General features: G+C 29.6%; 13 protein-coding genes. All 13 read right to left on the bottom strand.

Translation table 11 applies throughout. The features are described 5' to 3' along the window. Window positions 1-111: 111 nt before the first annotated feature. Entirely contained in the window at window positions 112-1,200 is a 1,089-nt protein-coding gene (locus COL3_RS15630) for an ABC transporter substrate-binding protein (protein ID WP_008426393.1), read from the bottom strand. A gap of 169 nt (window positions 1,201-1,369) precedes the next feature. Continuing rightward, window positions 1,370-2,152 carry an ABC transporter ATP-binding protein gene (locus COL3_RS15625; RefSeq protein WP_008426391.1) on the bottom strand — a complete coding sequence of 261 codons (783 nt, stop codon included), beginning with the start codon at window positions 2,150-2,152 and terminating at the stop codon, window positions 1,370-1,372. Continuing rightward, window positions 2,149-3,228 carry an iron ABC transporter permease gene (locus COL3_RS15620; RefSeq protein ID WP_008426389.1) on the bottom strand — a complete coding sequence of 360 codons (1,080 nt, stop codon included), beginning with the start codon at window positions 3,226-3,228 and terminating at the stop codon, window positions 2,149-2,151. The genes COL3_RS15625 and COL3_RS15620 overlap by 4 nt, the downstream gene beginning before the upstream one ends. 748 nt (window positions 3,229-3,976) lie before the next feature. Further along, entirely contained in the window at window positions 3,977-5,002 is a 1,026-nt protein-coding gene (locus COL3_RS15615; protein WP_008426386.1) for a radical SAM protein, read from the bottom strand. After that, a complete protein-coding gene (locus tag COL3_RS15610; RefSeq protein ID WP_008426383.1) occupies window positions 4,999-5,430 on the bottom strand; it encodes a hypothetical protein in 432 nt (143 codons plus the stop codon). Before COL3_RS15610 ends, COL3_RS15615 begins: the two co-directional genes overlap by 4 nt. 165 nt (window positions 5,431-5,595) lie before the next feature. Beyond that, window positions 5,596-6,654: an ABC transporter ATP-binding protein gene (locus COL3_RS15605; protein ID WP_008426381.1), complete on the bottom strand. Its 1,059-nt coding sequence runs from the start codon at window positions 6,652-6,654 to the stop codon at window positions 5,596-5,598. Then, complete coding sequence (locus COL3_RS15600) at window positions 6,654-7,355, bottom strand: ABC transporter permease (protein WP_008426379.1); 702 nt, start codon at window positions 7,353-7,355, stop codon at window positions 6,654-6,656. Before COL3_RS15600 ends, COL3_RS15605 begins: the two co-directional genes overlap by 1 nt. A gap of 11 nt (window positions 7,356-7,366) precedes the next feature. Beyond that, window positions 7,367-8,248 carry a substrate-binding domain-containing protein gene (locus COL3_RS15595; RefSeq protein WP_008426377.1) on the bottom strand — a complete coding sequence of 294 codons (882 nt, stop codon included), beginning with the start codon at window positions 8,246-8,248 and terminating at the stop codon, window positions 7,367-7,369. Window positions 8,249-8,756: 508 nt separating this feature from the next. After that, window positions 8,757-9,734 carry a helix-turn-helix transcriptional regulator gene (locus COL3_RS15590; protein ID WP_008426375.1) on the bottom strand — a complete coding sequence of 326 codons (978 nt, stop codon included), beginning with the start codon at window positions 9,732-9,734 and terminating at the stop codon, window positions 8,757-8,759. A gap of 425 nt (window positions 9,735-10,159) precedes the next feature. Next, window positions 10,160-10,942 (bottom strand): isopropylmalate/homocitrate/citramalate synthase, encoded by a 783-nt coding sequence (locus tag COL3_RS15585; protein ID WP_008426373.1) that lies wholly within the window; start codon window positions 10,940-10,942, stop codon window positions 10,160-10,162. Between the two features lie 21 nt (window positions 10,943-10,963). Continuing rightward, entirely contained in the window at window positions 10,964-11,878 is a 915-nt protein-coding gene (locus tag COL3_RS15580) for a hypothetical protein (RefSeq protein WP_008426370.1), read from the bottom strand. Between the two features lie 184 nt (window positions 11,879-12,062). After that, a complete protein-coding gene (gene nifB, locus COL3_RS15575) occupies window positions 12,063-14,804 on the bottom strand; it encodes a nitrogenase cofactor biosynthesis protein NifB (protein WP_008426369.1) in 2,742 nt (913 codons plus the stop codon). Then, window positions 14,791-16,155, bottom strand: coding sequence for a nitrogenase iron-molybdenum cofactor biosynthesis protein NifE (nifE, locus tag COL3_RS15570; protein WP_008426367.1), 1,365 nt, complete (start codon window positions 16,153-16,155; stop codon window positions 14,791-14,793). Before nifE ends, nifB begins: the two co-directional genes overlap by 14 nt. Window positions 16,156-16,479: the final 324 nt, after the last annotated feature.

Here is a 16,479-nt window from a genome sequence, read left to right as displayed (position 1 = left end):
CCTTAAATTTTATTTTATATTACACTAAGAGTAATTCTTATTATCATTTATTTTGATTTAAAATATCTTCATTCACTGTCACCAAAACCATAATGATAATAAATTTTTAAATCATGGTTTCTCAACAGCCATATCTTCATCAGTTATCTGATCTGTATAATAAAATTTATTATACAATTCCTTAGCTTCTTTATTAATATCTAAATTAACCTGATCGGGATAAAGCTTATTAGCTGTCCACATCAAATTCAATGGAGCTACAAAATGATCCATTGATGCATATTGCAAAGTTGTATAAACACGTTTATTAATAACTGCACTAATATCTTTCCATTGAGAATTTGATAAAATTTCATCTGTTGTTTTCTTTGAACCTGTTATAATAACATCTGGATTCCATTTAATAATATCTTCAATTGAAGTTGTTACGCTTTCTGTTTGTTCAAAACTATCTTTAGCAATTGGATTTGCATCATAATAATTAATACCTCCTGCACTACGTATAATTGATGCCTGAATAGTCTTAGGACCAACTGTATTTAAAGCCACCGAAGAAGTATAATAAACTTTTAACTTTTTATCATCTGGAATCTTTGAAGTTATATCAGTTATTTTATTTATTGTCTTTCCCCAATAATCTGCAAGATCATCAGCTTCCTTCTCATTTCCAACTAATTTGCCAATGAACCTTATAGATTCTTCAATATCCGAAAGGCTATTTTTTGAAATACCAATTACCGGCACTCCAAATCTTTCCTGTTCACTATCAATGCCAGGATCTCTGCTTAAAGTCAATATAATATCTGGTTTAGCAGCTATAATTTCTTCTGTATTAATATTTGTCATATAGCTTCCTGTCATTGGTAGATTTTGAATCTTTTCAATGCTAAAAGGCGGCATAAATTTTTCCGGAAAAAGTATATTAGGAGTACCTTGAGTAAACACAACAGAATTATTTACTAATCGATCAGGAGCTAATCTCCATACTATATACTCCGGATTCCCGTGAAGAACTGCAATTTTTTTCAAACTTGCCGGCTTAGAAATCTTTTTTCCATTAGCATCACTTATTGTTTGATCATCTATGTAATTTTTTTCCTTGTTCACAGTGTTAGCTGACTTTGCAGTATTACTACATGCTGTAAAAGAAAAAAAGACTGTTATAATTACTGTCAGAAATAAAAATTTTTCTTTTTTCATTAATATTCCCCCTTATGTCCTTAGATAATTGGAAATCATATTAAATTAGATAGGAGAAAATATTTAATATGATTCCTAATTAATGTGTGTAATTTATATTCATTTGAAACTATTAATCTGTTAGGATATCCATAGTTTCTATTGAAATATCATCACTTCTTTCAAGCACCTAGCTTAACAAAGGCACACAAGTACTTATTTCTTCACCATCGTTTCCTCTGGTTTTAACAATACTTACATTTACACCATAGGCTTCTCTTAGATTTTTTTCAGTTACAATTTCATCAACTGTTCCTACTTTAAATTTATTATTTCTTTGTAAAAGGGCAACCTTAGATGAACATAGAAACGCATGATCCGGCGAATGAGTTGTCATTATAATAGCTAATCCCTTTCTAGCTAATTCATTTACTTGCTGCAATAGTCTCACTTGATTACCATAGTCTAAATTTGATGTTGGTTCATCCATAATTAGAATCTTTGGTTGCTGCGTCAAGGCTCTTGCTAATAGAACCATTTGCCTTTCTCCACCACTTATCTCTGTATATATCCTGTCTTTTAAATAAGTAATACCTAAGGATTTTAAAGATTCCTCTGCAATTTCAATATCTTTTTTAGAAGGAAATGACATTGCACCGATATATGCTGCACGCCCCATAACAACAACATCTAAAACATTAAACTCAAAGGATGAATTATGAGCTTGAGGCACGTATCCAACTGCTTTTGCTAATTTTTTTCTTGGCCAATTACTTATTTCTTCACCATCTATCATTACTTTTCCGCTTTTTATTTTTAAAAACCCTAAAAGGCTTTTAAAAAGTGTTGTTTTTCCAACTCCGTTTGGTCCAAGTAAGCATAGTATTTCTCCAGATTCAATAGTTATTGAAATACCATTAACTATCTTTTTATCTTTATAACCACACACTATGTCTTTTATCTCCATTTTCATTCTTTTTCCCTCCTTTCTTTAAACAATAAATATAAGAAAAATGGCGCTCCAATTATTGAAGTTAAAATTCCTATAGGAATTTCTACACTAAATAAACAGCGAGCAATATCATCTACAATTAATAAAAACGTACCTCCAATAAGTGCTGAAGCAGGTAACAGAACTTTATAATTAGGACCAACTATTAATCTCGCAATATGAGGTATAATTAATCCAATCCAACCTATCATCCCTCCAATTGACACTGCTGAAGCTGTAAGAAGCGTAGAACAAAATATTGTTAATATTCTTATCTTACTTGTGTCTATTCCCATACCTTGTGCTTCTTCTTCACCAAAAGATAGAACATTTAATTTCCACCTAATTAAAATTAACGGAACAATACCTAATATAAACGGAAATGAAATTATTAATAAATCTTTTAAACTTACAGATGAAAGTCCACCCATTAACCAAAACGTAATAGCTGGTAATTTATCATTTGTATCTGCCAAATATTTTGTAATTGATATAAATGATGAAAATAACGTATTAACTACCATTCCGGTTAATACTAATGCTAAAATATTATTATTTGATTTCCCAACACATTTACTAATCGTAATAGTTACTATTACTGCAAGCAGTCCAAAAAGAAATGATGATATCTGAACTCCAGCAGAATTAAAAGAAAACAAAATTGCAATTGCTGCACCATACCCAGCACCTGATGATGCTCCTAATATATCCGGTGAAACCATAGGATTTTTAAATAATCCTTGATATACAACTCCTGCACTAGCTAATGCTGCACCTATAATAACTGCTACAACAATTCTTGGTATTCTTACCTTAAACAATACAGTTTCAACTGATTGAGCCCAACTTACTGTTCCACCAAAAATTTTATAACTAAGTATTTCAGAAAGCTGATTTAATGTAACCGCATACCTTCCAATAGTAAACGAAAAAAAGATTGATATTATAAGTATTGATATAAGAATTACTAAAACTGAACCTCTACCTTTTACAAGTTTAAGTAGATCTAATATTATTGATTTCTTTTCACTCCTATTTATACTTGCTTCATTAATCATTAACAATAACCTCCTTATAGTTAAAATTAGTTAAAAATAGCTATAAAAAAACATTGGGCAAAAATATTATCTAAATACTTTTACTTTTCCAACGTTCGCCTTTGAATATAATATAATTTTCAATACTGTTATAGATTAATAATAAAATTTGATATAGTTCGAAATGTCAGCTTAAAATAAAAATACATTGAATTCTTAATATTCATTTTTCTTTTCCTCCTTGACTGTTTTAATTATCTGCCCTCACCTTTTTTATAAAAAAGCACTATTTAAAAGAAAATTATCTCTTTTAAATAGTGCTCACCTTTGAGGATATAATCAATAATTATAAAACCATTTATAATTATATTAGTAGTTATTAGTTTTTGTTTGTTTTTGTTTGTTTTTATTAAGTTAATCATACATTTTATATGTCAATTTGTCAAGTATTTCTATTTAATATTCCTAAATTAATCATTAATAATTCTTTTGTTTAATTTCAAATCAATGAAAACAATATTAACAATGCAAAAATAAAGTTCAAACATTCAAAATTAATATAATAAAGAATGCAGAACTTTATCTCTTTAGCCAAGATTATAATATAATTCAACTTAAAGCTATAATAATAACTCCTATTGTTATTAAAACTATTCCGGCGATTATCTCTTTATTTACCTCTTCACCTAAAATAATTATTGAAATAATGCAAAAATTAACCATAAATAATTCATAAAAATATCTTCCTTTATATTAATTCTCAAATGATTTACTTATAACAAAAAGCAATAGAATCGTAATAGGCACATTTTCCCCTACAAGCCTCTTTACTTTTACATTCATTCTTGCAATTGTTTCTCATGATGTCATTTCGATATTCATCATATTCATTCATCCAAATATCCTGGAACCTATACTGTTTAAGATTATAACTAAACCTATCATCGTTTGCAAAGGAACACGGCTTTACATTTAAATTTTCATCTATGTATACTGAAAAAAAGCCACACTCACACGAATCTATATAATCAACATCAATGTCTGTATATTTCATTAATAATGGTACAAAACAAGCATCAAAGCCGATTCTTATATTCGCATTATTTTTATCAATCAAACTAATAAATTTATCTAGTTTGTCATCCATCTTTAAGCATTTATCCAAACCTGCTCTACCCCTAGGTTTATAAGTGAGAAAAATCACTCCATTAACATTACTTAATGACTCATCATATTTTCCCTCTAAAATATCTATTGCATCAGTAATTGATTCATTATCTAGGACAAAATGAATATTAGTCTTTATACCTTCATCAGTAAGTATTTTTATTTTATCTTTATTTATTTCCTTAGCTTTACTAACAGAAACAGCAACTGCACCGACTTTATCCTTCATTTTTGATGCAATTTCCTTATTAATATGAATCCCATTTGTAGTAAAATTAGCAACAATGCCTTTTGAAAGTGTTATATCTAATATCTCAATAAAATTAGGATGTTCAAGAGGTTCTCCCCCTCCTAAAGCTACTTGAAATACATTACCCCATTGCTCATTTTGTAAAGATGATAACACATATTCATACTCCTCTAATGACATAAATTCTCCATTATCAGAGCTATCTTTATAACAGAATTCACATCCCTTTGTGCAATGATTACTAATTGAAATATCTGCTAATTCAGGCCACGGTGCAAACAAAGGATCGTTCTTTACATTTGTTCCCCAGCGCATTGTAACCCCGGTATTTGTATCTCCAAAGAAATTATATCCATCTAAATGTCTTCTTATATTCATTTTTCTTCCCTTGGTAATGGAATTACTCCAGAATCCTTTATAACTTGTATAGAACTAAACCCCTTTAATTCAGCAGATAATCTTCCATTTACAAAGTACTCTCCATATATATAAGCCCATAAATCATCATCACTTAATGTTAAAAAATCAACATCATCAATTGATTTTTCAAATGAATCATCATATTTGCAATCTCGTTTTTTAAGCAGTGCATATCTTTTTGAGTAAACTTGTCTATCTAATAAATCTACTTTTTCACCATTATTTATCAAGTCTTCTCGAATAGCATTATATATTCTCGTTTTTTTCTCATTGTTAGTATAAAATTCAGGTTTTTTTCCTCTCATAAATTCTACAAAATCTACATTCATAGACACTATGTAGCTTACCGAACTACTATTTGTTACAAAGTCGGTTCTAATTTTCATAATAATCAACTCCTTAAAATAAATAATTGTATTAAATTAATATATATCAAAGCTCTCAAGAGCTGAGATCTTTATCCAACATTTTCTATTTTTCTATACTTTATGATAAATAGCCACATTTACAACTATTTAACTGAGGATATTTAAATTATAAAATACTATTAATTAAATAAGATGAACATCCTCTGCAGAGAAAACTAATTTGACTAATTTATTCTCTTTTATGTTATTACAAAATATACTCTCTTTAGAAATTCTTATATTCATTATCTGTTCTTTACATTGAACAATAGCATAGTAAGTGCCAATATCAGGGTATATTTTCTTAATTATCCCAGTCATAACTATCTTATTATTATCATTTGCCAAATAATCACTTTCACCAATAGTTATACATTCACCAGGTATGCAACATTTACTTACAGACTTCTTTATGTTAAATGGATATGAAAATGTAATTCCATTAGTTAGATTAATAACATCTCCGATGTCTATCTTACATGGAATAATATTATCTATTCCTACCAATCTAGCAGTTCTCTCATTTACAGGCTTTCTCATAAGAACTTCTGGTAAATCATCCTGAACAAATCTACCATCAAACATTACTACAGTCCTATGCGCAAAGTGCAAAACATCTGAAAAATTATGACTTATTAAAATTACAGCTATCCCTCTTTCTTCTGCCACTTCTTTTATTTGCCAAATAATTTCATTCCTCATTTGAGCATCTAAAGAAGCAGAAGGTTCATCCAAAAGCAGGAGTTCTGGCTCCGTTACCATAGCTCGTGCAATACAAACACGTTGCGCTTCTCCACCTGAAAGTTCACGTGAAGATCTATTGGCAAGATGCTCACATTTAAAATCCTTAAGAACCTTATTAACTTTTTCACTAATTTGACTTTTTGAGAACCCTCTAAACTGCAAGGATTTTGCTACATTATTAAAGACAGTATCCTTTAGGAGTAATATATCCTGAAAAACATAAGAACATCGTCTTCGAAGTTTAGTTTTATTACCTTTATTAACACTTTCTCCAAATAATTTCAACTCACCAGCAAAAGGGATTAATAAATTTATTACTTGAAAGAAAGTACTTTTCCCAGCTCCATTTGGTCCAACTACTGCAACAATTTCTCCAGCTTTCATTGAAAAATTTTTGATATTAAGCGCATTTTTTCTGTTTACTGTCACATTTTTCATACTTAAAATATTTTCTTCCATCACAAATTACTCCTTTCATTATGTTGAAGAAACGTTAATATAATAACTACTATATAGGTAATTAATAATAAAATAATAGCAATTGCTATAGCAATGTCATAATTCCCCTTATCAACTTCCAGTACAATTGCTGTAGTTAATATTCTAGTTTTACCTCTTACATTACCTCCGACCATCATCGATGCCCCTACTTCTGAAATTACACGACCAAATCCAGCAATAACTGCTGCCATCAATCCTAATTTTGCCTCTTTAATTAAAATTAAGCATACTTGAAAAGGTTCTGCACCAAGAGATAACAATTGAAATTTCAGTTTTGGATTAACATTTAAAATTGCTGCAAAGCTTAACCCTGTTATTATTGGCATGGCAACTAAACTTTGTGCAATAATCATAGCTGGGATTGTATACATAAGATTCATATTTCCTAAAGGTCCATACCGCCATAAAATCAAAGTTACTAATAATCCAGCAACTACTGGTGGTAATCCCATGCCAAAATTGACTAAACTACTCAGTATATTCTTTCCTCTAAAATCTTTTAATGCCATTAAAGTACCTAGAGGTATCCCTACAACTACACTTATCAATGTAGCTATACCCGAAACCTGTAAAGTAAGAAAAATAATATTCAGTATATCTTTATCGCCTTGTACTAAAAGTTTAACAGCATGAATTAGTCCATCAATAATCATATTCATAATTAAATTTCCTATAGTCCATAGTCTTTGTCGAATTTTCCTCCATCTGCAGTAAACAGATATTGTCCAACTTGTTCTTTTCCATGTTTCGCTATTAATTCTTGCCCCTTCTCTGATAATACAAAGTCTGTAAATGCCTTAGCCCCTTCTGAATTTACTCTAGAAAATTTTTCTTTATTAACTTCTGATACTGAATATAGATTTATTAATTTGGGGTCACTTTCAGATAATACTTGCAACGACAACACTTTCTTGTTAAATAAATATGTAGCTCTGTCTGTGATTGTATAAGCATTTTTTTCATTAGCTATTTTTAAAGTTTGTGACATTCCAGCTCCAGCTTCAACATACCAAGATAAACCTTTTGGTGTAACACTAGTTTGTTTCCACAAGCTCATTTCTAATTTATTAGTACCAGAATCATCAGCTCTTGATATAAATTGAGATTGAGTATTTGCAATAGTCGTAAGTGCTTGCAAAACATCTTTTGTTCCTTTTATTTTTGCCTCATCGCTTTCTGGCCCCACAATTACAAAATCATTGTGCATTGCTAATCTTCGATTAATAATATAACCTTCCTCTAATGCCTGCTTTTCTGCTGGTGGCGAATTTACAAAAATTGCATCGACTTCACCCTTTTGAGCCAAAGCTAATGCTTGTCCCGTGCCAACCGAAACTGTTTTTGTTTTATATCCAGTTTCTTCTTCGAAAGCTGGAATTATTACATCTAATAGACCTGCATCTTCTATACCGGTAGTCATACCTAATATTACCTCTTTATTTTCCTGAACCTTTGAGCTACTGTTATTTTCACTAGTAACTTTATTACTGCCGCATCCTAATACCCCTCCCCCTAAGCTAATTAATAGAACAATAGCAAATAATTTTTTCATAAGTTAATCTCCTCCTCCTTTTAAAACAAAAAAAGAACATTAGCTTTTAGCCAATGTTCCTCTTTGAACCTATTTAATTATTTATGTAATAATAATATAACACACCCAAATAAATGTCAATAAGTTTCATTGGTTTTTATCTGTTTTTGTTTGGTTTTATCATACATAGTTTGATATTGTTAATATCACAAAATTTTTATCATAACCTTACTAAGGATAAAATGCTTTTTCACTCCTCCTATAAATCTATATTCTCTGCTCAACCAAGTAGGAGGCGGACAATTATTTTGCCTACCGACCTCTCACACCACCAGTACGTACCGTTCAGAATACGGCGGCACATTAGGATTTAATGTATCATTTGATTTCTATATAACTCAAAACAAATAATAAAACTGCATCTTATTAATTTTATTTAAAAAAGATCTATATATAATTTTGGTTAAATTATATATAGATCCTACTAATCTTTAACTTTATATATTGGGATAATTTTATTAACTCTATTTTATGTTTCTCCAACAATTTCCCCTGAATCCGATAAATCGTATCCTCTTTGATCACCAAATTCCTCCCTAAAATTTTCAGATTTCAGTATATTAATAATATCATTAATAAGAAATTGAGAAATATTGTCTTTTTTTAAAACTAGATCATATCTTTCTTTTTGTATTGGAACAAAATCAAGTTCCTTGGAGTGTAAAAAAGTACGTTCTGTTCCTATTCCTAAATCAGCATTTCCTCTAGCCACTGCACTTGCAATAGCAGTTGGCGAAAAAGTCTCTTTATCATATCCATTTATTTCACTTCCACTTATTCCAAGTTGTTTCAAATGTTGATCCAGTAAAATCCTGCTTCCGCTGCCTGGCTCTCTATTGATAATCGTAATATCATCTCTGCTCAAATCTTCCCACCCTTTAATTTGTTTAGGGTTATTTTTAGTTACATAAAAACCTTGGATTCTGTAACATAAATTTATAACAACGGTTGATATTCCCGGAAGCATTCTTTTAACAAACGGAACATTATATTCACCAGTCTCACCATCCCAAATATGTGAAGCTACTGCCTGAACTTCATTTCTATATAGAGCACTTAATCCACTATAGCTGGCCTCATAAGCCCTCAAAACATTTATTCCTTTTGCATTATGCTTTAGATTTTTTGATAAAATATCTAAAATATTATCTTGCCCACAAATAATAAAATTGGTTATTGTTGATTTTTTTTCTTCAATATAATTATATCTATTATTCTGTTGTGGACTTTGTTCTATAATTGTTTCGTTTTTATTTTTTATTACTTTTTTTTCTTTAAGACTTTTGTTTTTAAGTTTATATTCTTCCACATCATCAATATCTACTCTAAGTTTATTACCAACTTTATATCCATTTAATTCTCTTCTTTTTATTAGCTCATATACTGTACACTTAGATATTTTTAGCATATCAGCAACTTCTTGTGGCGTTAAAGTTTCATTTGCCATCTTACAGTCCTCCATTCCCTCTCTTGTATATTTATGATTAAAATATACATGGTAACATAAGTTTAACATTATTTATAAAAAGTTTCTATGCTTTTAATTATTTCAATATGAATTCCTTAGGGTTCGTTATCTTATGTTTGTTAATATTAGTTTGTATAACAAATATTCGTTACATTTATTATAAATACTTTTAATTAAATATAGCAACATTTTTTATTCATTTTTTTAATTTCCATTTCATATTTTAATATCTATATCACAAATTTATCTTATACAACACAATTAACCAAACCCCATTTTATATAATTTAAGCATAAAACTTTAATAGCAATTATATAAAAAGGTGTTTGGTTTTTATTTAATATTGGAAATTACACAAATTATTAACAATATATGTAATACTTAAACTTTTAATGTTAACATAATTAATTTATCATTCTTTTTGATGATAATGCTTCAAAATATTTCCCAGAAACTTTAATAAATTCCTGCAAATTACAATTTCCTGCTCTCTCTCCAATTCCGTCTAATGTACAATCAACATATTTTGCACCATTTTTTACAGCTTCAAGGGATATAGGGATTGCCATTCCAAAATCATTATGTGCATGAATTTCTATTTCAATTCCGGTATTATTAATTAAAGTTCTAACTGCATCTTTTACTAAGGATGGCATTAATATTCCAACTGTATCTGCATATCTTACTCTTTTTACACCCATTTCTCTAACTATATCACATAGATTAATAAGATAATTAATATCAGCTCTTGATGCATCTTCAAAACCAATAGTAACATCATAACCTTTATCTCTTGCAAAGAAAACACATTCCTTTAGATTTTCATTTACCCATTTTTTGTCTCTGCCCAAATTTGAATATATTTGTATATCAGATGTAGGAACACTTATATGAATTATATCAGGCTTACAATCAAATGAATTTAATATATCGTCTTTATTCATGCGATTCCATGTAGAAACAAGAGAATTTTCTCTAATATCTAAAATCCTTCTTATGCATTCCTTTTCCAAATCACCCATTGCAGGTATTCCTGCCTCTATTTGATATATATAGCTCTCATCCATATATCTTGCAATTTCAACTTTTTCATCAATTGAAAATGCCCTTCCAGCGCTTTGCTCTCCATCTCTTAAGGTAGTATCAACAATATATATATCATTTAAATTGTTGTTTTGTAAACTCAATATATTCACCTCCAATTAATCCTATACACAACACTTGTAATATATTTCTTTAATTTCATCATTATTTAATCCCCTGCGTTTTTGAGTACTAAATCTTCTCACATTTTCTAGCATTACCTTTAGATTATTATGGTTATACTTTATATTTAATTCCTTAAGTTTTATCTCTAGAGCATTTACTCCTGAATGCTTACCTATAATAATATTTCTTTCTCTTCCTATTTCTTTTGGATCATATGGTTCATAAGTACTTGGATTCTTTGCAATTCCATTTACATGAATTCCAGATTCAACATTAAAGATATCTTCCCCTATAAACGGCATATTTCCTTGAAGTTTCTCTTCTATAATTTCTTCAAAAAGATTAAGCACTTGTGGAAATAGTTTATGATCTCCACGAATTTTGATTTTTTCCAAAAAAGAAATTGAACCTAAGATTTCTTCAAGTGGAGCATATCCACCAATTCCTGCAAATGATGTTACTACCTTTTTCCCTCCAAGTTTAATCCATTCTAATGTCATTGCAGTAGCAGAATTATAATCATTTTTAATGCACATTTCAATATTATCTCCAAAATTACTTCTTATTTGAGAAAATATTTTTTCATAATCATAAAATATCACATCATCTAATCCAACAAACCTAATGTTTCTATAGGCATTTAAGTTTAATTCTTTTTTAAAAATTTCATAAGGATCATAATTATTTTTCATTTCGATTATTTTATTGCTACATATAACAAAGTTAACACCCTCTGGTAATGGTGATAATGCCTTGTAAAGCTCTTGAGTAATTTCTATATAACCACTTCCTATTTTATATAGTAATTTTATTAATTCTTTTATTTGCGAAGCTTTAGATTTAATCTTATCACCATACAACACATTTAAAACAACAATAGTTCTATCAATAATTTCAATTCTTTTTTCCTCCATTACTCAATCACCACCATATTATAATATTCTTTATTGAAGACTTAGTTTAGTTTTAGGGCTCCATATTCATTAATATTTAGCTGCTAATAATTATATAGCATAAGTGGAATTCTGATTAAGGAGCCCAGCATTACATAAAATCACACTTCTTTTTCAAACTGCTAACTGTTACCTGTTAACTGGTTTAAGCTCTTAATATTTCCTTAACCTCTGTTCCTTTTAAAATCACTTCCGCTGCTTTTTCAACCGCTGTTTCAATAGTATCACATGTCATAAACACATCTATACCCATGTCTTTAAACTTATTCTTTGGTCCGTCACCAATTCTAAGACATAATACTCCATTACAATCAGAAACAACTTTAGATAATTTAGCAAATTTATCTTCTTCCTCTTCGCACTCTTCTTGCCCATTACAGTATTTATCTACATCTCTTTTTTCTACATATCTTACATCTCCATTTTTATATTCATAGATATAAAACTCTGAAGCGTGTCCAAAATGCATATCAACTCCTATGCCGCTTTTTGAAGCCACAGCAAACTTTAATGATTTTTCTTCGCTTTCAGCAATACTTATAGAAGGTTTGCTAAATTTTTGAGATTGATCGTCTCCAAGTAATCCAATTGCATCAGCTCTACATTGTTTGCAATGATACATTTGTTTTATATTTACTTCACATTTTTTTCTTAAGTCCATTATTTCTTTATTAGTTGTAAGAGGCATATTTTCAAATACACTACCTTTTACTGGTATCATTTGCATTATATTAGTTATTCCAGCTCCAAGCTCTTTAACTTTTTTTGTTATGTCTTCAATATGATGATCATTAATTCCCTTTAGCATTACAATATTAACTTTAACCATAATTCCTCTATCAGCTAGATATTTAAGACCTGATAGTTGATTATTTAAAAGAATTTGAGCACCTTCTTCACCAGTATAAGTAACTCCAAGATAATCTACATATTTATATACCTTTGCTGTTATTTTAGGATCTATAGCATTCATAGTTATTGTTACGTGGCTTACTCCTAAGTTTATTAATTCTTGAGCATAGAATGGCAGCATTAAACCATTAGTCGATAAACAAAATGTAACTTCCGGATCATGTTCTCTTATAAGTTCAAGAGTTTTCTTTACATTATCAAAGTTAGCTAAAGCATCTCCAGGACCTGCTATTCCAACTACTTTTAAATTATCCATTTGAGATTTTACATATTTATATTTTGCAAAAGCTTCTTCAGGAGATAATACCTCTGTTGTAACTCCAGGTCTGCTTTCATTAACACAATCAAATTTTCTCAAACAATAATTGCAGCTTATATTACACTTTGGTGCTATAGGAAGGTGCATTCTTGCGTATTTATGAGCTGAATCACAGCTAAAACAAGGATGAGTTTTTGTTTTTTCCTCTACTTCTTCTTTACTTATAACTTTTAATTCCATATTTTTTTCCTCCTTTATTACTGTGCCTTCATTTATTAATATTTCTTTATTTATTACTAATTCTTCATCTTTTACTATGGTTTCTTCTATTTTTTCTTCTTTATAAAATTCATTGTAAATATTCTCTCTAAAAGTCATTTCTGTTTTTGCTAACATTACATTTGTAATTTGATCCCCTAAATTAAGAGAACCCTCATATCCTATAGATAAAATTCTTTGTCCGCCAATTCTATCGTGAATTGGAAATGCAGCTCTAATTAGTGGAATTTTATGTTTTTCCTCTATTCTTCTGCCATCTGAACTTCCAAGCATTACATTTACATTTAAATCAAGTGCAAGTTTTTCTATAGTTTTAAAATCTGCTTCATCAATTATTACACACTTTTCAGCAAATAATTGCTTAGATAATTCATCGACTTCTTCTCTTAAGCTTGGTTCTAACTCCTTGCAGACATCTCCTGTTGCAATAATCATAGGAACTACGCCATTTTCTATTGCCATTCTTGCTGATGTATACACAAAATCAGGTTCGCCAAATATCGCTATTCTTGCTTCGGCATTATATTTATGAGAATCTATCATAGCATCTAAGTATCTGCCTCTTTGTTTTTTGTACTTTTCAGGGATAGGATTTCCAGACACTTCCGATAAAACTTTTAGAAATTTATCTGTATCTCTTAAACCTCTTGGTATATTAATTCTGTAATTCTTAACACCAAAAGCCCCTTCCAAATAACTACCAACAGAATATTCTTCCTTTATAAATGTAGTTAATTCAACTGTAGCCTTAGCTCCACCCATAAATTTAATTTCTTCAACACTTGTACCATTGCATGGAAGTCTATTATACTTTTTACTGTGTCCTCCATCTAAATTTTCTGATAGATCTGGAAGTAAAATATAATCAATGTTGAAATCTTCTAATATCTCTTTTAATTCTCTGGTATCCGCACTACTTATAGGGCCAGTCACAATATTTACCTTATCGTTCTTTGCACTATCCATTTCAACATTTTCCACTACAGATCTAAGTGCTGTAAAATATCCTCCATATTGTGTTCCACCATATCCTGGAGATTTAATTGGTATCAATTTAACCTTACTTTCAGGATGTTTTTCATAAAATATTTTTGAAAGTCTAACTATATCTTCGCCAATAGTTTCAGCTAGACAAGTAGTAGCAATTCCAATAACCTCTGGATTATATAATTTGATTAAGTTCTCTAAACCTTTAATCAAATTATTTTCCCCACCGTAAACAGTTCCTTCTTCAGTAAGTGAAGATGAAGCAATATCAACTGGCTCGTTATAATGAGTTGCCATATGTCTTCTAATATATGTACTGCATCCTTGGGATCCATGCAAAATTGTCATACAATTTTTAATTCCATATAACGCATTACAAACTCCCATTGGCATACACATTTTGCATGGATTAACAGTTAAGTTTACATAACTTTCTTTAGCTGTCTTCATTCTCTTCACTCTCCCTTACATATTTCCATACAGGACTATTAATTGATAAATTTATTTCTTTAGCAAAGTTAACTGCTCCTATAAAGCCTCCAAGAGGATGCTTTCTTTCATGATTATGATCACAAAAGGCAACTCCTAATTTATACGCAAGAGGTCTTTCTTTAACTCCGCCTACTAATATATCTACATCTTGCTCTAACATAAATTTTTCTAACTCAGCTGGATTTGCATCATCTAAAATTACTGTTCCATCATTAACTAAACTACCTATAACTTCATAATCATCTTTCTTTCCTGTTTGGGTTCCAACCATAACAGTATCAATGCCAAGCTCATTAAATTGTTTAATTAGAGAAATTGCTTTAAATCCTCCACCAACATAAATAGCAGCTTTTTTACCTTTTAAATTTTCTTTGTAAGAATTTAATATTGGTAATATTTTTTCTTCTTCCTCTTTGACTAGAGCCTTAGCTTTAGCTAATATTTGTTCATCATTAAATAAGCTTGCAATTCTAAGAAGCGAATTTTTAGTATCCTCAAGTCCAACAAAACTGATTTTAACAAAAGGTATATCCATTTCAGCTTCCATCCTTTTTGCTAAATATGTCATAGATCCTGCACATTGAACAACATTAAAACTTGCACTGCTTGCTTTAATTAAATTATCATAGCTGGCATCACCTGTAATTGACGAAATTACATTAATTCCGATTTTCTTTAAATAATCTTTTACAATCCATAGTTCTCCTGCGAGATTGAAATCACCAAGCATATTAATTCCATTTGTTTTTGGTAAAATATTTCTTGAAAATAAGTTCATAAGTGCATTACATGCCAATTTGTAACCTTTAGATTTATTTCCTGAAAACCCTGGTGACATTACTGGTATAACAGGAACATTATATTTTTGTTCAGCCATTTTACATACAGCCTTTACATCATCTCCAATAACACCAACAATACAAGTTGCATAAACAAAAATTAATTTTGGATTATGCTTTTCCATTATTCCTTCAATAGCAGCTGTTAACTTCTTTTCACCACCAAATATTACATCTTGTTCACTTAAATCTGTTGAAAAACTATTTCTATATAAATTTTCACCACTTGATAAACTTCCTCTTATATCCCAAGTATAGCTTGCACATCCAATTGGACCATGCACTATATGATAAGCATCAGTTATTGGATTTAAAACTACTCTGGCTCCACAATAAACACAAGCTCTTTGGCTAACCGATCCAGATACACTGTCTCCATCACATTTCATAGATTTTTTATTTTTACCTTCTTTAAAACATACGAAATCTTCTCTTTCTTCAAGTAATGAATTCGATAATTTCTTTTCCATAAGGTCCACACCACCTTTTTAAAATTTTCTTAATTATATGAATTGGAAATTGAGAATAAAGGATGAAAATCCATGCTTCTTTGAGAATTATCTAAAATATATTTTTTTCAACCTTGTTAAAAAAATTAATTATCATTCTTCATTCTCAATTCTCAATTTTAATGAATTGAGCAATTGCCATGATTTATACATGTTCAATTGCTCAACCATTGAAATTATTAAATTATAGTTATTTTTATACTTATCTTTTTATAAGATCTTGATTGCAGCATAGCTGCTTTTTTTATCCAAGATCTTAATTGCAGCATAGCTGTTTTTTTTATA

The organism is Clostridium sp. LS (assembly GCF_002760435.1).
GTDB lineage: Bacteria > Bacillota > Clostridia > Clostridiales > Clostridiaceae > Clostridium.
The sequence above is the reverse complement of the archived record's forward strand: the minus strand, read 5'-3'. Positions and strand labels throughout refer to the sequence as shown.